We start from the raw sequence: 18439 nt of genomic DNA, 5'->3' as shown, positions 1-18439 counted from the left end.
TTCCGACCTTTGCCCTTATGCAACTCCACTACCGCGAACTGGGCGCGGGCAACCCGCTCGTTATCCTGCACGGCCTTTTCGGCACCTCCGACAACTGGCAAACTCTGGCGAAGCGCTGGGCCGAAACGCACCGCGTGATTGTGGTGGACCTGCGCAACCACGGCCGCTCGCCCCAAACGGCCGAGCACACCTATGAGCTGATGAGCCAGGACGTGCTGGAGCTATTCGACCAGCTGCAGCTGCAGCACGTGACCCTGATGGGCCACAGCATGGGCGGCAAGGTGGCCATGCGCTTCGCCCTCGACCACCCCACCCGCCTCGACAAGCTCATTGTGCTCGACATTGCCCCGCGCCTGTCGGATATGCGCCACCAGGACGATATTCTAGCCGGGCTGCACGCCGTAGATCTGGCTTCTATCGAGTCGCGGCAGCAGGCCGATGACGCCCTGGCCCAGCATATTCCGCAGCTGGGCGTGCGGCAGTTTCTGCTCAAGAATCTGTACCGGCGCGAAGACAACTCCTTTGCCTGGCGCCCCAACCTGGCGGCCCTCACAGAGCACATGCCCGCCATTGGCGCCGAAATCAGCAGCCCGGTGCCCTTCGTGAAGCCGGCCCTGTTTGTGCGCGGCGGCAAGTCGGACTACATCTCCACTGAAGACAAGCTCTACGGTATTCCGGCCCTGTTTCCCAACAGCCAGGTCGAAACCGTGGTGGATGCAGGCCACTGGTTGCATGCCGAAAAGCCCGACGAAATCTACGCTCTGGTCGAGGCCTTCGCGAAAAGCTAGTTGCCGTTTTTAGTTGTCAGTTGCTAGTTGTCAGTTACTAGCTGTGCTGTTACCTGCCCCTAACAACTGACAACCAGCAACTGACAACTATACATGAAGGGCACCCTCTATCTTATTCCCACCGTGCTGGCCGACGACACGGCCGCGCAGGTCTTGCCGGCCCAGGTGGCTACGCAGGTCGCGGCGCTGTCGTATTTCCTGGTGGAAAATGCCCGCACGGCCCGCCGCTTCATTAAAAGCGTGGCCCCGGCCCAGGTAATTGAGAGCCTGCGCATCAGCGTTATCGACAAGGACTCGACCGAAGCCCAGATTCAGGAGGCGCTGAAGGCCGTGGTGGCGGGGCAGGATGCGGGCGTCATTTCCGAAGCTGGCTGCCCCGGCGTGGCCGACCCCGGCGCCGAAGTAGCCCGGCTGGCGCATAAGCTCGGCATTCGGGTGGTGCCGCTGGTGGGGCCCTCGTCGCTCTTGTTGGCCCTGATGGGCTCGGGCATGAACGGGCAGAGCTTCGCCTTCCACGGCTACCTACCCATCGAGCGGACCCAGCGCATTGCAGCCATCAAAACCCTGGAAAAGCAGGCCCTGAGCCAGCACCAGACCCAGCTGTTTATCGAAACGCCCTACCGCAACATGCAGCTGCTGGAGGACCTGCTGGCCCAGCTGCAGCCCGCCACCCGCCTGTGCATAGCGGCCAACCTGACGGCACCCGACGAGCTGGTGCGCACCGACACGGTAGCCAACTGGAAAGGCAAGCTCCCCCAGATTCATAAGCAGCCCGCCGTATTCCTGATTGGAAGGTAAAAAACCCGTGTCATTGCGAGGTACGAAGCAATCCGTCCGCCGCAATGTACCCAGCCTTCTAAACTAAAAAGCCCTTTCCTGCTCGTGCGGGAAAGGGCTTTTTAGTTTAGAAGGCTGGGGCGTACTGCGCGGCGGACGGATTGCTTCGTACCTCGCAATGACAGGCTTTACTTGAACAGCTGGTACACAATCAGCGAAGACACGTAGGCCAGGCCCGTCATGTAGAAGAGCTGCATCAGGGGCCATTTCCAGCCTTTCGTTTCGCGGTATACTACGGCCAGGGTGCTCATGCACTGCATGGCAAACACGTAGAATACCAGTAGGGAAAAGGCCCGGGCCGGGGTAAAGAAGGGCTGGCCGTTTTCGTCTTTTTCGGCCGCCAGCTTCTGCTGCACCGTGCGCATATCCGCATCCTGGCCCACGCTGTAGATGGTGGAAATCGTGCCCACGAATACTTCCCGGGCCGCAAAGGAGGTAATCAGGGCAATGCCGATTTTCCAGTCGAAGCCCAGGGGGCGGATGGCGGGTTCCAGGGTGCGGCCAAACAAGCCGGCGTAGGAGTTCTCCAGCTTTTCGGAGGCAATCCGGATGTCGGTTTCCTCGGCCGACAGCTGCTGCTGCGCGGCCGTGGTCCGGGCGCGGGTTTCGGCCTGCTCCAGCGCGTTGCCGGGCCCGTACGAAGCCAGCACCCACAAAATCACGGATATGGCCACAATCACCTTACCGGCCTGAAACACGAAGGTTTTTACCTTCTCCACGATGGTAAGACCCACGTTTTTCCAGCGCGGCCAGCGGTACACCGGGAACTCCATGATGAAGTAGCTCTTGTTCTGGGTGCGCAGAATCAGCTTCAGGACCCAGGCCGAGAAAATAGCCGCGAAAAAGCCCAGCAGGTACAGGCCCATCAGCGCTATGCCCTGCAGATTAAAGATGCCCAGCACTTTCGTGGGGGGCACCACCAGGGCAATGAGCACCGTGTAGACCGGAATCCGGGCCGAGCAGCTCATCAGCGGCGTCACGAAGATGGTGATGATGCGGTCCTTCCAGTTTTCGATGGTGCGCGCGCTCATAATGGCCGGTACGGCGCAGGCCACGCCCGAAATCAGAGGTACGATGCTTTTCCCGTTCAGGCCAAACTTGCGCATGATGCGGTCCATCATGAACGTCACGCGGGCCATGTAGCCGGTTTCCTCCAGCACCGCAATAAAGGCGAAGAGCAGGGCAATCTGGGGAATGAAAATCAGCACGCCGCCCAGGCCGGCCAGCACGCCTTCGGTGAGCAGACTCACCAGCGGCCCGTCGAAGTTGGTTTGCACCAGCTGATTAATCCACGTCACGCCCTCGTCAATCAGCTCCATGGGGTAGCTGGCCCAGGCAAAAACGGCCTGGAACATCAGAAACAGGATGCCGAAGAAAATCAGGTAGCCCCACACCTTGTGGGTCAGCACCTTGTCGAGCTTGTTGCTGTAGGGCTCATTCTTTTCGGTGCGCACCACCGTCACGGTATTCAGCAGAATATCGTTGACGCGGGCATACCGGTCGATGGTTTCCTGGGCCTGCCGGGGCGTGGGCTGGAAATCGTACTTCTCCACCAGCTCGGCAATGTACGTCTTGTCGTCGGCCGTCAGGAAGCTGATCTGCCGGAACTGATGCGCGTAGTGCAGCGCCAGGTAGTCGTTGTGCAGGTTGAAATAGTAGCGGATCTGCCGGATCATGGGCAGCAGGTCCTCGCCGGGCTCGTAAAAGCTCTTCGTTGGCGCGCCCAGCTGCCGCGACATCACGATTTTAAGGGCCGCAATGCCCACGCCCTTGCGGGCATTCATCGGGATAATCGGCACGCCCAATTCCTGCTGCAGGGCCATGATGTCGATTTGCACCCCGTGCTGCTCGGCCACGTCCATCATGTTCAGGGCCAGCACGGCGGGCAGGCCCAGATCGGCCAGCTGGGTAAACAGCAGCAGGTTGCGCCGCAGATTCGAGGCGTCCACCGTCACCACCACGAAGTCCGGGTACTGGTCCGAAGCCTGGTCGTAGAGCAGGTCGGTTATCACCTTTTCGTCGAGGCTCTTGGGGTAGAGCGAGTAAGTGCCGGGCAGGTCGATGATTTCGGCCCGGTGCTGGGCCGTAAGCTGACTGATGCCCGTTTTACGGTCCACGGTGACGCCGGGAAAGTTGCCGACTTTCTGGTTCAGGCCGGTGAGCTGGTTGAACAAGGACGACTTACCTGAGTTGGGGTTACCAATCAGGGCAATGCGCGTCAGCTCGCGGTGACTGCGCGGCGGCACATCACGCAGGGCTTCCAGCGTCAGCGCCGAGGCGGCCGCTCCGGTAGGGTCGGATATGAGAGTTGCGCGGGCCATACGGCAGCGGCTAGTCTTTCAAAAGAATGGTGGCCGCCTCACTTACCCGCAACGACAACGTGTAGTCCTCATTGCCGACGACCAGCGTAATGGGGCAGCCCAGCGGGGCCCGGCTGTTGAGGCGCACTTCGGTACCGGGGATGCAGCCCATTTCCAGCAGCTTAAGCGCCATTTCGGGGTCCTGCAGGCAGCAGATCGTGCCGCTTTCGCCCAGGCGCAGGTCTTTCACGCTGCGGGGTGCATGGGGCTGGGCTTGGGCGGGACGAATGGACACGGGCAGGGGCGTTATTTAGATTCTGTTCAAACAAAGGTACTACCCATTTAGGTTTCGGCCAAAACGCAGATTATAGTATCTGCTCCGGTAAAGCCAAGCCCCGAAAAACATATAAGTATTTGATTTAGAATTATTCCGAAATGCAATTGCATATTTATAAATATTCAGGGAGGTATTGCTTTTCTTCGCCCTTTTCATTGTAGTTTTGGGATATAATTAAGAGTCTGCCTACCTATGCTCCAACGCTTACTTACTCTTTTCGCCTTCGTTCTGCTGTTTCCAGCGCTAGGCTTTGCCCAAGAAAATAAAATCTCGGGCCGCATCGTAGACCAGAAGACCAAGGAACCCATTCCTTTCGCGTCTATTGGCCTGAAAGAGGAACAAAGTGGTGCCCTCACCAACGAGTACGGCTTCTTCCAGATGCCGATGCCCGAGAAAAACGCCCAGGACTCCCTGGTTGTGTTGGCCCTGGGTTACTTCCGCAAGGCCATCCTTATTAAAAAAGGCACGAACGTGCAGGACCTCATCATCGAGGTACCCAAGCGCGTTATCGAGCTGAGCGAAGTGAAAGTGCAGGGCGGCAAGATCAAAGACCTGTCGCTGGGCTCGAAGGGCAGCACGCCCGGCGAGGGCATGATTCAGGGCTTGCCCGGTCAGCAGTACGCTTTCTTCGTGAAGAACGACAAGAGCAAGAAGCTCGGCAACGTGCGCTCCGTATCGTTTTACATCGGTGAGAACGGCTTTCCCCGCGAACCGTTCCGCGTGCGGCTCTACAAGGCCGACGGCAACTACAACTCGCCCAACACCGACATCCTGACCGACAACGTAGTGGTATCCGCTCCCAAAGGCGGCGAGTGGTACACCATCGACCTGACCCAATACAACGTGCCGGCCCCGGAAGAAGGCTTCTTCGTCGCCATGGAATGGATTGTGAGTGGTGATAAGTTCTACACCACCAACTTCATGGAAACCTACACGCCCTACGGTCAGATCATGCGTCCCACCTTCGAATTCAAGGAAAGCCGCACCTGGACCTACTCCATCGGCAAAGGCTGGAGCCTGATTACTTTGGCCAACAACGGCATGCGCTACAACGCCATGATCAAGGCCGAAGTAGATATGATCAAAGACTAAGCAAAATGCTTGAACACAAAAAAGGCCGCAACTCACGTTGCGGCCTTTTTTGTTGCAATAGAGGTGTAAAGCCGGAGTTTACTTGGTGCGGACGGCAATTTCGACGCGGCGGTTTTGCTGGCGTCCTTCGGCAGTAGCGTTGGAGGCGACCGGCTCACTTTCGCCCATGGGCTCCACGCTTACGCGCGAGGCATCGATTTTACCGTTCTGGCTCAGCCAGGCCTTCACCGCATTGGCCCGCTTCTCGCTCAGCTCGCGGTTGTAGCTTTTGTCGCCGCGGGAGTCGGCAAAGCCCATGATGTAGACCGGGCCGGTAGCGTAGCGCTGGCCGATAGAAGCCGAAATCTGCTCCAGGGCCTTGCTGGCGCCGGCTTTAATCTCGGCCTTGTCGGTATCGAACAGGACGGCTTCTTCCACACCGTACACGCTGTATTCCTCGTTGCCGCGCACCGACACGTCGGCCACGTTTACCTCGGGGTATTTCACGTCGGCCAGCTTCTGCTTGGCCAAGTCCCAGCCGCTGCCCACGGCATCGGTGGCGGCAGTAGCGGCGCCGGCGGCGGTTTCACCGTCCCGGTACACCACAGCAGTATCCTGGGTGGCTTCCTGGGGCTGGTCCTTGGTTTCGGGGTTCTTGAGATTATCGCAGGCCGTCAGGAGGGCAATGAGTGCTACGACGGAGAGAATATGCTTTTTCATGTGGCTGTGGAAAGGGAGGGATGGAAGCCCGCTTACGCAGAAACACTGCTCAGGTTTGTTTCTGGCCCTGCCGCCCACTTTTACTCGGCGAAGAAAATGCGCTTCACCCGCTCACTTACGTTGGTCAGCAGCTCGTAGGGAATCGTGCCGATGCGGGCGGCGGCTTCGCGCAGGGGCATTTCCTCGCCAAACACCACGGCCGAGTCGCCGGGCTGCACTCCGCTGATGTGCGTGACGTCGGCCATGCACATATCCATACACACGTTGCCTACAATCGGGGCCCGCCGCCCCCGGATGACCACCTCCCCTACCCCATTGCCGAAGCGCCGGTCGTAGCCGTCGGCGTAGCCAATGGCCAAGGTAGCAATGCGCCGCTCATAGTCCACCGGTCCGCCGCGGCGGCCGTAGCCCACCGTATGGCCCGGGGCCAGGGTTTTGATCTGGGAAATAGTGGTACGCAGGCTGCTGACCGGGCGCAGAGCATTGGGCTGCTGACCGCTGGCTTCCACCCCGTAGAGGCCAATACCGAGGCGCACCATGTCGTAGTGCGCCTCGGGGAAGCGCACGATGCCGGCCGAGTTCAGGGCGTGCTTGATAATGGAGTAGCCCAGCGCCGCTTCGACCTGCGGGGTCATGCGCTGAAACGCGGCCAGCTGCTGGCGCGAGAAATCGTTGTGCTGCTCTTCGTCGGCCCCGGCCAGGTGGGTAAGGGCGCTGGCCACGCGCAGGTGGGCGGCGTTGGCCTGCAACAACGCGCACAATTCGGGCAGGTCCTCTTCGGCGAAGCCCAGGCGGCGCATGCCGGTATCGAGCTTGAGGTGAATGGCGGGCATGGCCTGCTCCTGAGCGGCGCGCAGGTATTCCTGCAGCCGCTCGAAGGAGTAGATTTCGGGCTCCAGGTGGTACTGCCGCAGCTTCTGAAACGAATCCGGGGAGGGGTTCATCACCATCACGGGGAGACTAATGCCGTGCTGGCGCAGCTCCACGCCTTCGTCGGCGTAGGCTACGGCTAGGTAGTCGGCGCGGTGGAACTGCAGCAGATTAGCCACCTCGTAGGAGCCGCTGCCGTAGGCAAACGCCTTGACCATGACCATCAGGCGGGTACCGGGCTGCAGCCGGGCGCGGTAGAAGTTCAGGTTGTGGACCAGCGCGTCGAGGTTGACTTCGAGTACCGTACCGTGAATCTTCTGCTGGAAGGCCGCCACAATCCGCTCGAAACCGAAGCGCCGGGCGCCTTTTACCAGAATGGTTTCCTGGTGAAACTGCTCGGGCTGAAAAGCCGCCAGAAATGCTTCCGTGGATTCGTAGAATTCGGCTTGGGCCACGCTGAAGGCTGCCTGATGCGCACTGATTTCCGCCCCGATGCCGACCAGCCGCTCCACGCCGTGGGTGGGCAGCAGTGCAGCCACGTGGGCGTACAGCTCGGCAGCGGGCAACCCAGATTCGAGCACGTCGGACAAGATCAGGGTACGGCGGCCGCGGCGGGGTTGGCGGGCCAGCGCGTCGAGGGCCAGGCGCAGGCCGGCCAGGTCGTTATTATAGGTGTCGTCGAGTACGTAGCAGTCGTTCAGGGCCTGCTTCATTTCCAGGCGCATGGCCACGGGCAGCAGCCGGTCGAGGCGGCGCTGAATTTCCGGGGCCGGCACCTGCCGCCAGAGCAGCACCGCCAAGCCGTGCAGGGCATTTTCCACCGAGGGCTCATCGGCAAAGGGCAGCGTGAAGGTGTGCTCCTGCTTCAGGGGCCGCTCCAGCACCACGCGCACCACCGTGCGGCCCGCCGAAGCTTCCAGCACCGACACGGCCACGTGGGTATCGTAGCTGTGGTGGCGGCTCCAGGTGAAGGTACGGGCCGCCCCCAGCTGGGCCTGGGCTGCCGCGTGAATGGCCTCATGGTCGCGGCAGTAAAAGAGCGTGTCGACATCTTTAAACAGCTGCATCTTCTCGGCCACCTTTTCCGCCGGCGAGGCAAAGCCCGCGTCGTGGGCCGTGCCCAGATTGGTGAAGAGGCCCAGCGTGGGCTGAATAACGCGCTCCAGCCGTGCCATTTCGCCTTTCTCGGAAATACCGGCCTCGAAAATACCCAGCGTGTGCGAGGCATTCAGCTCCCACACGCTCAGCGGTACACCGACTTGGGAATTGTAGCTGCGCGGACTTTTGCACAGCAGCTCATCCGAGCTCAGCAGCTGGGCCAGCCACTCCTTGACGATGGTTTTGCCGTTGGAGCCGGTGATGCCGAACACCGGAATGCGGAACTGCCGCCGGTGCTGGGCCGCTATAGCCTGCAGGGCCGTCAGCGTGTCGTCAACCACCAAAAAGCCCGCTTCGGGAAAGGCCGCCGCGCCGCCCGCAATAGCCGCTGGATGGTCGACCACGAACTGGCGCACGCCCTGCCGGTAGAGGTCGGGCAGGTAGCGGTGCCCATCGTGCTGCGCGCCCCGGATGGCGAAGAACAGTGAGCCGGCAGGCTGCCCCACACGGCGGCTGTCGAGCAGCAGGTGCTGAATGCGGGCCCGGGAAGCCGGGGCCTGGAGCAGGGAGCCGCCGGTAAGGGCTGGCAGGTCGGAGAAAAGCAGCATAACGGAAGAGAAAACAGGGGCAAAGGTAGCAGGGTTTCGGGCCCTGCTTACGGGCCAGCCTCGCGCGGCGCGGCCAAGTAGCGTACCTTTGCGTTCTTTCTCAGCTCCCTATTACCTGTCTTGAAACTCTCCCCTCATCACCTGGCCGCGCTGGCCGCATTTCTCATCTGGGGCTTTTTCCCGATTCCGCTGCGCCTGATGGCTGGCTACAGCAGCGGGCAGATTCTCTTTTTTCGGGTCTTGCTTTCCCTGGCTTTGCTGCTGCTCATCAACCTGACGGCCCGCCGCGCCACGGTGCGCGCAACCTGGCAGCAGTGGCAGCGGGCCGGCGGTGTCGAGCGGCGGCGCGTGGCCTTCAGCACCGTGGTGGGCGGCGCCCTGCTCACCAGCAACTGGCTGCTGTTCATCTATGTCGTGAATAAGGTGAGCGTGCAGGCCGGCTCCTTTGCCTACCTCATCTGCCCCATCCTGACGGCCTTGCTGGGCTTCGTGGTGCTGGGCGAAAAGCTACGGCTAAACCAGTGGCTGGCCATCGGCCTCAGTGCCGTGAGCTGCGCCCTGCTGGGCACCGGCGCCTGGCAGAATGTGCTGATGAGCCTAGTGGTGGCCTTTACCTATGCTTCCTACCTCATTACCCAGCGCAAGCTGCAGGGCTACGACCGGCTGGTGCTGCTCACGGTGCAGCTGAGCCTGGCGGCCTTGGTGATTCTGCCTACGGCCCGCCTGCTGGGCGCCGACCCCGCGGCCGGCTTTCAGGACGGCTACCTGCTGCTGATGGCGGCGGTGCTGAGCGTGGGCTTCACGGTTATTCCCTTGTTTCTGAACCTATTTGCCCTTAACGCCCTACCGTCGGGCACGGTCGGCATCCTGATGTACCTGAACCCGGTCATCAGCTTTCTGCTGGCTTTTCTCTACTTCGGCGAGCAGGCCACGCTGCAGGAAGGCCTGGCTTACGGCGTGATTCTGCTGTCGGTGGTGCTGTATAACTCGGGCTGGAACGTAGGGCGGCGGGCAGCCTAGCCAGGCGCTACTCCCTACCCCGGCGCGCTTTTGTCCAATTTCACCCCCTTCCCTCCCGCCGCCGACTCCCTGTCTTGTCCAAACAAAGCCTAGAGGCAGCCTAGAAGCAGCCTAAAGGCAGTATGGCCCTACTCTCTATCTACCATCCGGGTATTATCCTACTTTGGTCCAGGCTGGCTGATCTGTGGAACCAGAGAGCCGCGGTGGGCTCCACCGGCCCTCTAGTAGCCACCTGGGGTTCCTGAAATAAAATAAACGGGCTACCTTCGGGCTACCTGACTGCCGGGTGCGGCAGGCGGGCCATTTTCCGACTCTTTTTTCGTCTGATGACTACTGTTTCTTCCCCGGCGGTGCCGCTGTGGCGCCGGCTGTTGCCCCATCTGCTGGCCGTCGTATTCTTTCTGGCGCTGGCCGCTCTCTACTTCTCGCCCATCCTGTTTGATGGCAAAACGCTGGCCCAGCACGACGTAGTGCAGTTCAACGGCGGGGCGCACGAGGCCCAGCTCTACCGCGAAGCAACCGGCAAGGAAGCCCTGTGGACCAACTCCATGTTTTCCGGCATGCCGACCTACCTGATCAGCACCCGCTTCCCCGGCGACCTGTCGATCTACCTGCACCAGATTTTCACGCTGAACCTGCCGGCCGTCGTCGCCAACCTGTTTCTGGCCCTGGTGTGCGGCTACGTGCTGTTTGTAGCCCTGGGGGTGCGGCCGCTACTGGCCACCATCGGTGCCGTGGCCCTGGGCTTCAGCAGCTACAACCTGATTATTCTGGCCGCCGGCCACAACACCAAGTCGCTGGCTTTGGCTTACGCGCCGCTGGTTCTGGGGGGCCTGCTGGTCACGTTCCGGCGCAACCGCTGGCTGGGCGCGGCCCTGTTTGCGCTGGGCCTGACGATGAACGTGCGCTCCAACCACCTGCAGATTACCTACTACTTGCTCCTTCTGGTCGTGGTGTTCGGCATCGTGGAGCTGATTGCCGCCTTGCGCGAAAAGCGCCTGTCCGACTTTCTGGGTCGCACGGCCCTGCTGGCCGCTGCCGCCGTGCTGGCCGTGGGTGTCAGCTTCGGCCGCCTCTACGTCACGGCTGAATACGGCAAGTACTCCATCCGGGGCAAGTCGGAACTGACCACGCCCGCCCCGACTGCCCCCGGCGCTCCGGCGGCGGCGGCCGGCGAAGACGGCATCGGCAACGGCCTCGACCGGGACTATGCCTTCGGCTGGAGCTACGGCGTGGGCGAAACCATTACCCTGCTGATTCCCAACTACTACGGCGGCGCCAGCGCGGGTTCCCTGAGCGAAAACTCGGCGACAGGCAAGGCTCTGGCCGGCCTGGGAGTACCGCCGGTGCAGCTGCGCGAGTACCTGCAGCAGCTGCCCCTCTACTGGGGTGCCCAGCCCGTCACGAGCGGTCCGGTGTACATCGGGGCCGTGGTGTGCTTCCTGTTTGTGCTGGGCTTGTTTGTGGCCGACCGCCGCACGCGCACCTGGCTGCTGGTGGGCACTATCCTGTCGATTCTGCTGGCCTGGGGTAAGAACTTCGAGACGTTCAACTACCTGATGTTCGACTACTTCCCGGGCTACAACAAGTTCCGCTCGGTGAGTATGGCCCTCGTTATTGCCCAACTGGCTATGCCGCTGCTGGCCGTGCTGGCCCTGGCCCGCATCCTGCGCCCGCAGGCCGCCGTGGTACCGACGGCCGGTGCCAGCACCCACCCGAGCCTGGCGGCCCTGAGCGGCCAGAGCACTACCTCACCCGAGTCGGCGGAGCTGAAACGCAAGCTGCTGTACGCCGTGGGCATCACGGCCGGCATCTGCGTGCTGGCCTGGCTGGCCGGCATGGGCGCCGACTTTGCCGCGCCGGTGGATGCGCAGATGCAGCAGCAGGGCTTCCCGCTGGATGCCCTGCGGGCCGACCGCGCCAGCCTGATGCACACCGACGTACTGCGCTCCATCGTCTTCATTCTGCTGGCCGGCGGCGTGCTGTATTTCTACCTGCAGCGCAAGCTCTCGGTTACCGTCGCGGCGTTGCTGATGGGTGCCCTTACCCTGGTTGACCTCTGGGGCGTGGACAAGCGCTACCTGAACGATAATAACTTCCAGCGCGAAACCATTGCCCAGCAGTTTGTACCCACCGCCGCCGACCAGCAGATTCTGCAGGACACGGACCTAAGCTACCGGGTGCTGAACCTGCAGAACCCGTTCAACGAGGCCAATACCTCCTATTTCCACAAAAGCATCGGGGGCTACCACGGGGCCAAGCTACGCCGCTACCAGGATCTGATTGAGCGCCAGATTTCGGCCAATAACCCGCAGGTGCTGGCGATGCTCAACACCCGCTACGTTATTACCGGCGACCCGAAGCAGCCCGTGCAGCGCAACCCCGGCGCCCTGGGCAATGCCTGGTTTGTGAGCGAAGTGCAGAAAGTGCAGAATCCCGACCAGGAAATTGCGGCCCTCACCAACCTGAACGTCGCCACCACGGCCGTCATCGACGCCTCGAAGTTCAAGCTCGATAAAACGGCCTACACCGCCGCCGGCTCCACCATTGCCCTGACCGGCTACCTGCCCGACGAAATGAACTACCGCGCTACGGCCGTGCAGGATGGCTTCGTGGTGTTCTCGGAAATCTACTACCAGGACGGCTGGAATGCCTACCTCGACGGCAAGCCGGTGCCGCACATGCGCGTGAACTACGTGCTGCGGGCCCTGCCCGTACCGGCTGGCACGCACACCATCAAGTTCAAGTTCGAGCCCAAGGAGTACGCCATCGGCAACACGATTTCGCTCGTGTCGTCGGGCCTGCTGATTCTGGCCCTGCTGGCTACCATCTTCTACGCCGTGAAGCGCAAGCCCACCGCGCCGGTAGAAGAAGTACGCATGGCTGCCTAGCGGGGCTTGGTTGCCTTAGCCTGTCCTTGCGAGGTGCAGGATATTCCGCACCTCAAGCGGCGGCAATCCATCCGCTGAAATGTAGAAAGCCGACTAAAATAAAAAGCCCTTTCCTGTTCGTGCGGGAAAGGGCTTTCTGCTAAAAGGTAATTACGTACTGCGCAGAGGACGGAGTGCCACGGCCTTTGGCCTCGCCATGACACGGGTTTTGCCTTTTACCTTCCCTATGCTTATTCAGGAAATCAACGAGCCAATAGCATCCCAGCGTGGCATCCGCCTGCTGCTATGCCGCGACGACCTGACCCATCCGGAGCTACCGGGCAATAAGTGGCGGAAGCTTAAGTACAACCTGCAAGCCGCCCAGGCGCAGGGCCATGATATGCTGCTGACCTTTGGTGGGGCGTTTTCCAACCACATTGCCGCCGTGGCCGCAGCTGGCCGTCTGCAAAACCTGCGCACTATCGGCCTTATTCGCGGGGAAGAAACGCTGCCGCTGAACCCGACCCTGGCCCGGGCCGTGGCCGACGGCATGGAACTGCGCTACCTCGACCGGGAAACCTACCGCCGCAAGCACGAGCCCGAGGTATTGGCCGCAATTCTGACCCAAACCGGCCCGGCCTACGTGCTGCCCGAAGGCGGCACCAACGCCCTGGCCCTGCCAGGCTGCGCCGAGCTGATACCCGAGCTGGCCGCGCACACCGACTTCGATGCCGTGGCAGTAGCCTGCGGTACGGGCGGCACGCTGGCGGGGATGCTCACCGGGCTGGCGGGGCAAAAAACGGCCATCGGCGTAGCGGCCCTGAAGAACGGCGGCTTTTTGCGGGAAGAAATAGATGCGCTGACCCGGGAGGCCATGGGCCACACCTATAGCAACTGGCAGCTGCTGACCGACTACCACTTCGGCGGTTACGCGCACTTTTCGCCCGAGCTGCTGGGCTTCATCCGCGAGTTTCAGGCCCGGCACGGGGTGCTGCTCGACCCTGTATATACCGGCAAGCTGCTGTTTGCCCTGCTCGACCAGATTCGGCAGGGCTGCTTTGCGGTGGGCAGCACGGTGGTGGCGGTGCACAGCGGCGGCCTGCAGGGGTGGCTGGGGTTCCGGCAGCGGTTTGAGCAACGCAGCCAGTGGTGGCCGGAACTGCCGTAATTTGGCAGCCAAAGGTTCAGCTGAGCCGTACTTCTCCTAACCTCTGTCGTTCCGCCTTTCCCGCCTATGCCCCTTGCCCGTTTGCTGCGCCGCCTGCTGCCCCTGCTGTTTCTGGTGGGCCTGGGCTGGTTTCTCTGGAAGAAAGTACAGCCCGCCTTATTCGACTTTGAAAACCCGCTGGCCCCCGAGCCGCGCATCACCGTGACGCACAACACGGTGCTGACCAAGATTGAGGCCCTGGGCCGGCTGGAGCTGGTGCGCTACCAGTTCAAGGACGTGGTGGAGTACCGCAAGAGCACCTACCGGTTTCTGCCCGACTCGAAAGTGGCCCTCATCGTGGCCGGCAACGCCATCGGCTGCCTGGATCTGCGCAAGGTGAAGCCCCAGGATGTAGTGTTCGAGGGCGACTCGGTGGTGCGCGTGGCCTTGCCCGTCGCCGAGCTGTGCACCTGGCAGGTCGACCATAGCCAGAGCCGCGTCTACAGCACCCAAAACTCGTTTTTCAACGATGCCGAGCTAGTAGACGAAGGCTACAAATACGCCGAAAAGAACGTGCAGCGCGCCGCGTTGCAGTCCGGCATTCTGGCCCAGACGACGCAGAACGCCGAGCAGATTCTGCGCCCCATGCTCGAAACCATGACCGGCCGCCGCGTGGTGCTTACCCAGCAGACCGCTCCGCCGCAGGTGCCGCCGCGGCGGTAAAGCAAAAAAGGAGTCATGTCGAGTCTTAGCGAGACATCTCGCGTGCAGTGGTATTGTCATGCTGAGCGCAGCCGAAGCATCTCTACCGCTTCGTTGTTTTATCAGTTGAATAGCATTGCGGTAGAGATGCTTCGGCTGCGCTCAGCATGACGCTCAATATAATTAATCCTCCCCTTCCGGCTCTTTGCCCAGATCATCGAGGGCCATTTTGATCAGGTCGTTTTCGTAGCCTTTCACCGTCAGGAACATGGTGAGCTTCTGGCGGCGCAGGCGCTGGTTGCTTTCCTTTTCCACCCGGTTGCGCTTTTCCAGGGTGTCCACCAGGTTCTGGTAGTACACGTCGCCGTCAATTTCCTTCATGCCGGCCTTGATGCAGTAGTCCGACAGGCCCTTTTGCTTAAGCTCCTGGGTGATGCGGCGGCGGCCCCACTTCTTGATGCCGACTTTGCCGCGCACGAAGGACTTGGCAAAGCGTTCCTCATCGAGCAGCTTTTCCCGGCTCAGGCGAATGATGATTTCGCCGGCTTCGTCTTCGTTCAGCCCGTATTCGCGCAGCTTGGACTCTACTTCCTTGGTGGTGCGCTCCTGGTAGGCGCAGTAGGCCGCAATTTTGGGCAGGGCCTCGCCGGGCGTGTAAAACTTCTTCTTGGGTTGGTCTGGATACATAATCGGGGGCGGCGCGGGTTACCAACGGCCGGTGTAGTACAACGCACGGGTGCGGTTTGTCGTTCGGCTGCAAGCTACCGTTTCCCATCTTTGCCGCGTGAAAGAAAACCGCCGGGCCCTGCGCTTTTTGTTTACTGCCAACGCCATTTCGGGCTTTGCGCAGGGCATTTCGATGCTGGCCGTGCCCTGGTACTTTGCCCGGCAGGGAGCCTCGGGCACTTTCAACCTGCTGTATGCCCTGGTCACGTTTGCCTCCCTGTTCTGGGGCATGTACGCCGGTGCCCTGGTCGATAGGTTCGACCGGAAGCGGGTGTTTCTGGTGACCAACATCGTGGAGGGCGCCATTCTGCTGGGCGTGGCGGCCTACGGCTTCTGGAACGGTTCCTTGCCCACGGCCGGGATTATGCTGGCTTTCACCACCACCGTGTTCGGCTACGGCATTCATTACCCCAACCTTTATGCCTTCGCCCAGGAAATCAGCCGGCCGGAAGACTACGGGCGCATCACATCCACCATCGAAATTGTGGGGCAGGCCACGTCGGTAGTGAGCGGGGCGCTGGCCGCGCTGCTCATCGAGGGCCTGCCGCTGAACGGGCAATACCAGGTGCTGGGCACCACCGTTACGCTGCCTTTCGCGGTAGAAGCCTGGCCCATGCACCAGATTTTCCTGCTCGACGGGCTGACCTACGTGGTGGCCGTGGCCCTTATTGCCGCCATCCGGCACACGCCGGTGCTGCTTACGCAGGTCGAGCTGGGCACGCTCTGGAAACGGCTGCGCACGGGCATCACCTACCTGCGCGAGCACCGCACCATCTGGGTGTTCGGACTGTTTTCCTTCTCGGTGTTCGTGGGCCTGCTCGTCGAGCTGAACGCCCTGATGCCCATGTACATCCACAACCATCTGCGGGCCGGGGCCGGCGCTTTCGGGGCCGCCGAGGTAGCCTACGCGCTGGGCGCTTTAAGTGCGGGCCTATTTGTGCGGCGTGTGTTTCTGCGGCAGCCGCCGGTGCGCTCCATCATCCTGCTCATGCTGGTGGCGGGCCTGGGCTTTGGCGGGGCGGCGGCTACCCGCTCGGTGAGCTTGTTTCTGGCCTTTCACCTGGTGCTGGGCTTCACCAATGCCGGCACCCGCATTCTGCGGGTGAGCTACCTGTTCACCCACGTACCCAACGAAGTCAGCGGGCGGGTAAACAGCATTTTCAATGTGGCCAACGTGCTGCTGCGCACCGGCTTTATTCTGCTCTTTACGCTGCCGTTTTTCACCCGCGGGGCCAACGTGGTGTGGGGCTACGCGGCGCTGGGCGCCTTTATTGTGGCCTCGGCGCTGGTGCTGGTGGTGCGCTACCAGGAGCTGGCCGCCCCGCCCACCCCTGCGCCCGAGCAGGCCCGGGCGTAAGCAAACCGGCCGTTAGCTTTGTTCTGCTGCTGTTCTTCCCCTCGCTACGCCTATTGCCCCACCCTATGCCCCTGACCCGAGGTGCCCGCTACATGCTGCTGTCCACGCTGCTCTTCGCCCTGATGAACGTGTGCGTGAAGCTGCTGACGCACTTGCCGCCCCTGGAAATCATTCTGTTTCGCAGCATTATGTCAGTAGTCTTGAGCTATATGATGCTGCGAGCCCTGCGCATCCGGCCCTGGGGCTCCAACCACTTTTACCTCATTGCCCGGGGCATTACGGGCGTATTGTCGCTGATTCTCTACTACTTCACCCTGCAGAAAATGCCGTTGGCCACGGCCGTTACCATTCAGTACCTGGCCCCGATTTTCACGGCCGTATTGGGCATTTTTATCGTGAAGGAGAAAGTGCAGCCCTGGCAGTGGCTGTTCTTCCTGCTTTCCTTTCTGGGCGTGCTGATTGTGGAGGGCGTCGATACGCGCGTCGACCCGCTCTACCTGGCGCTGGGCGTGGCCTCGGCCCTTTTCGCGGGCTTTTCCTACAACTCCATCCGTAAGCTCAAGGGCAAGGAAGACCCGCTGGTGGTCGTCTTCTATATGCCGCTGGTGGCCCTGCCCATTGCCGCCGGCGCCTGCCTGTTTGAGTGGGTGCCGCCCCGGGGTCAGGACTGGTTCTGGCTCGGCCTCACGGGCCTGTTTACCCAGGGCGCCCAGCTCTGCATGACCAAAGCCTACCAGGCCGAAAAGCTTTCCAGCGTGGCCAACCTCAACTACCTCGGCATTCTGTACGCCGTGGGCCTGGGCCTGATTTTCTTCCAAGAAACCTTTCCCGTGGCCTCCTACCTGGGCATGGCTCTGGTGCTGGTAGGCGTGGTGCTGAACACGTGGTATACCAGCCGGCAGGCCAAGGCCGCGCCCGTGGCGCCGACCGAGGAGGTGGTAGCCTAGCCAGGTTTGGACGGAGAAGTCGAAGTACGGAATTGGCCCCACTTTTGGATTGGCGATAAACCCAGATTTTGCCCTCCGTACTTGTTACAAGTCAAGTAGAGTCTATACTTATTTTGCCCGCACAAAGACGTATTTAGGGTTGTTTTCTGGGCAGTGGAGGCAGTTATAGGCGTAGGTATCAAGCAGTTTATCACGCTAACTACCACAGCCATTATGACCAAAAAAACTAACCCTGTCCCGGCGGAAGTCCAGCCCGCCGCCGGACTTTTCGGGGCGTTGCCGCGCCGCGACTTTTTGCGCTACACCGGCGCGGGCCTGGCCCTCACGAGCCTCGTTCTGACCGGCTGCGACGACGATGACAACAACGAGGTTGACCCCAATGCCGATACCGTCAACGTCGGCAGCGGCGACACTGGCGTGCTCAACTACGCCTACGCCCTCGAGCAGCTCGAAGCCGCCTTCTACGCCCAGGTTATAGCGGGCGGCACGGGCACGTATTTCGCCAGCCTGGGCGCCAACAGCGCCGAACGCCAGATTCTGTCGGACCTGGCCCTGCACGAAAAAGCCCACCGCGACTTTTTCAAAAACGCCATACCGGCCGGCAGCATCATCAAGGATCTGGCCCCGGATTTTTCGACTATCGACTTCAACGTCGGCCGGCGGGCAGCCGGGGCCCCAGCCGGTACCAAGCTAGGCGTGCTCGATGCCGCTATGGCCTTCGAAGACCTGGGCGTGGCCGCTTACAACGGGGCGGGGCGCTACATCACCAACCCGGTGAACCTGGCCCTGGCGGGCAAAATCGTGTCGGTAGAGGCCCGGCACGCGGCGCTTATCCGCGACCTGATGAGCTATAACACCTTCGTCGACAACGATGTGGTAGAGCTGTTTACGCCCACCGGCAGTGCCTCGACGCCCGGCGTGGGCTCGGGTTCGGGGCTGGAAAGATCGAAGAAACCCTCTGAGGTAATCGTCGTGGCCAACCAGTTTTTGCAAACCGGTTCCAAGCTCAACGTGAGCGGACTGGGGTAGTGGTTATTTTCT

The 18439-nt window shown here is 61.4% G+C and carries 15 protein-coding genes; 10 read left to right on the top strand and 5 right to left on the bottom strand.

Annotation, left to right across the window (positions count from 1 at the left end; all coding sequences use genetic code 11):
- Nucleotides 1–17 precede the first annotated feature (17 nt).
- Together LGH70_RS14475 and LGH70_RS14470 are read left to right on the top strand one after the other, a co-directional pair.
- Nucleotides 18–788 (top strand): alpha/beta fold hydrolase, encoded by a 771-nt coding sequence (locus LGH70_RS14475; RefSeq protein ID WP_226186944.1) that lies wholly within the window; start codon nt 18–20, stop codon nt 786–788.
- Nucleotides 789–881: 93 nt separating this feature from the next.
- Nucleotides 882–1586 (top strand): SAM-dependent methyltransferase, encoded by a 705-nt coding sequence (locus LGH70_RS14470; RefSeq protein WP_226186943.1) that lies wholly within the window; start codon nt 882–884, stop codon nt 1584–1586.
- Nucleotides 1587–1753: 167 nt separating this feature from the next.
- Here LGH70_RS14470 and feoB read toward each other — a convergent pair whose 3' ends face one another.
- Nucleotides 1754–3946: a ferrous iron transport protein B gene (gene feoB, locus LGH70_RS14465; RefSeq protein WP_226186942.1), complete on the bottom strand. Its 2193-nt coding sequence runs from the start codon at nt 3944–3946 to the stop codon at nt 1754–1756.
- Between the two features lie 10 nt (nt 3947–3956).
- Nucleotides 3957–4220 (bottom strand): FeoA family protein, encoded by a 264-nt coding sequence (locus LGH70_RS14460; protein ID WP_226186941.1) that lies wholly within the window; start codon nt 4218–4220, stop codon nt 3957–3959.
- Nucleotides 4221–4454: 234 nt separating this feature from the next.
- On the opposite strand from LGH70_RS14460, the gene LGH70_RS14455 reads away from it, so the two are divergent.
- Nucleotides 4455–5354 (top strand): carboxypeptidase-like regulatory domain-containing protein, encoded by a 900-nt coding sequence (locus LGH70_RS14455; protein WP_226186940.1) that lies wholly within the window; start codon nt 4455–4457, stop codon nt 5352–5354.
- A 78-nt stretch (nt 5355–5432) separates the two neighbouring features.
- On the opposite strand, the gene LGH70_RS14450 is transcribed toward LGH70_RS14455, so the two are convergent.
- Nucleotides 5433–6053, bottom strand: a complete 621-nt coding sequence (locus LGH70_RS14450; protein WP_226186938.1) for an OmpA family protein — start codon at nt 6051–6053, stop codon at nt 5433–5435.
- Between the two features lie 80 nt (nt 6054–6133).
- On the bottom strand, nt 6134–8629 hold the full coding sequence (locus LGH70_RS14445) for a bifunctional UDP-N-acetylmuramoyl-tripeptide:D-alanyl-D-alanine ligase/alanine racemase (protein ID WP_226186936.1): 2496 nt from the start codon (nt 8627–8629) through the stop codon (nt 6134–6136).
- A 120-nt stretch (nt 8630–8749) separates the two neighbouring features.
- On the opposite strand from LGH70_RS14445, the gene LGH70_RS14440 reads away from it, so the two are divergent.
- The 4 genes from LGH70_RS14440 (at nt 8750) to LGH70_RS14425 (ending at nt 14389) form a co-directional block, all read left to right on the top strand.
- The gene (locus LGH70_RS14440) at nt 8750–9649 is read left to right on the top strand and encodes an EamA family transporter (RefSeq protein WP_226186935.1); all 900 of its coding nucleotides are present in this window, start codon (nt 8750–8752) and stop codon (nt 9647–9649) included.
- A gap of 326 nt (nt 9650–9975) precedes the next feature.
- Nucleotides 9976–12540 carry a YfhO family protein gene (locus LGH70_RS14435; protein ID WP_226186934.1) on the top strand — a complete coding sequence of 855 codons (2565 nt, stop codon included), beginning with the start codon at nt 9976–9978 and terminating at the stop codon, nt 12538–12540.
- Nucleotides 12541–12766: 226 nt separating this feature from the next.
- Nucleotides 12767–13687 carry a 1-aminocyclopropane-1-carboxylate deaminase/D-cysteine desulfhydrase gene (locus LGH70_RS14430; RefSeq protein WP_226186933.1) on the top strand — a complete coding sequence of 307 codons (921 nt, stop codon included), beginning with the start codon at nt 12767–12769 and terminating at the stop codon, nt 13685–13687.
- 66 nt (nt 13688–13753) lie between these two features.
- Entirely contained in the window at nt 13754–14389 is a 636-nt protein-coding gene (locus LGH70_RS14425; protein WP_226186932.1) for a DUF4230 domain-containing protein, read from the top strand.
- Nucleotides 14390–14551: 162 nt separating this feature from the next.
- Here the strand turns inward: LGH70_RS14425 and LGH70_RS14420 are convergent, their stop codons facing one another.
- Entirely contained in the window at nt 14552–15055 is a 504-nt protein-coding gene (locus LGH70_RS14420; protein ID WP_226186931.1) for a regulatory protein RecX, read from the bottom strand.
- A 97-nt stretch (nt 15056–15152) separates the two neighbouring features.
- Here LGH70_RS14420 and LGH70_RS14415 point away from each other — a divergent pair, with 97 nt between their 5' ends.
- The 3 genes from LGH70_RS14415 (at nt 15153) to LGH70_RS14405 (ending at nt 18427) form a co-directional block, all read left to right on the top strand.
- Entirely contained in the window at nt 15153–16451 is a 1299-nt protein-coding gene (locus LGH70_RS14415) for an MFS transporter (protein ID WP_226186930.1), read from the top strand.
- 65 nt (nt 16452–16516) lie between these two features.
- The gene (locus LGH70_RS14410; protein ID WP_226186929.1) at nt 16517–17398 is read left to right on the top strand and encodes a DMT family transporter; all 882 of its coding nucleotides are present in this window, start codon (nt 16517–16519) and stop codon (nt 17396–17398) included.
- Nucleotides 17399–17611: 213 nt separating this feature from the next.
- Nucleotides 17612–18427: a ferritin-like domain-containing protein gene (locus tag LGH70_RS14405; protein WP_226186928.1), complete on the top strand. Its 816-nt coding sequence runs from the start codon at nt 17612–17614 to the stop codon at nt 18425–18427.
- The last annotated feature ends 12 nt before the right edge of the window (nt 18428–18439 follow it).

This window comes from Hymenobacter nitidus, from assembly GCF_020447315.1.
In the GTDB taxonomy this organism is placed as follows: Bacteria; Bacteroidota; Bacteroidia; order Cytophagales; family Hymenobacteraceae; genus Hymenobacter; species Hymenobacter nitidus.
The sequence above is the reverse complement of the archived record's forward strand: the minus strand, read 5'-3'. Positions and strand labels throughout refer to the sequence as shown.

Bases quoted from the DNA above. Each gene is read 5' to 3' on its own strand.
- LGH70_RS14475 (WP_226186944.1), top strand. From the start codon at position 18: ATGCAACTCCACTACCGCGAACTGGGCGCGGGCAACCCGCTCGTTATC.
- LGH70_RS14470 (WP_226186943.1), top strand. From the start codon at position 882: ATGAAGGGCACCCTCTATCTTATTCCCACCGTGCTGGCCGACGACACG.
- feoB (WP_226186942.1), bottom strand. From the start codon at position 3,946: ATGGCCCGCGCAACTCTCATATCCGACCCTACCGGAGCGGCCGCCTCG.
- LGH70_RS14455 (WP_226186940.1), top strand. From the start codon at position 4,455: ATGCTCCAACGCTTACTTACTCTTTTCGCCTTCGTTCTGCTGTTTCCA.
- LGH70_RS14450 (WP_226186938.1), bottom strand. From the start codon at position 6,053: ATGAAAAAGCATATTCTCTCCGTCGTAGCACTCATTGCCCTCCTGACG.
- LGH70_RS14445 (WP_226186936.1), bottom strand. From the start codon at position 8,629: ATGCTGCTTTTCTCCGACCTGCCAGCCCTTACCGGCGGCTCCCTGCTC.
- LGH70_RS14435 (WP_226186934.1), top strand. From the start codon at position 9,976: ATGACTACTGTTTCTTCCCCGGCGGTGCCGCTGTGGCGCCGGCTGTTG.
- LGH70_RS14430 (WP_226186933.1), top strand. From the start codon at position 12,767: ATGCTTATTCAGGAAATCAACGAGCCAATAGCATCCCAGCGTGGCATC.
- LGH70_RS14425 (WP_226186932.1), top strand. From the start codon at position 13,754: ATGCCCCTTGCCCGTTTGCTGCGCCGCCTGCTGCCCCTGCTGTTTCTG.
- LGH70_RS14420 (WP_226186931.1), bottom strand. From the start codon at position 15,055: ATGTATCCAGACCAACCCAAGAAGAAGTTTTACACGCCCGGCGAGGCC.
- LGH70_RS14410 (WP_226186929.1), top strand. From the start codon at position 16,517: ATGCCCCTGACCCGAGGTGCCCGCTACATGCTGCTGTCCACGCTGCTC.
- LGH70_RS14405 (WP_226186928.1), top strand. From the start codon at position 17,612: ATGACCAAAAAAACTAACCCTGTCCCGGCGGAAGTCCAGCCCGCCGCC.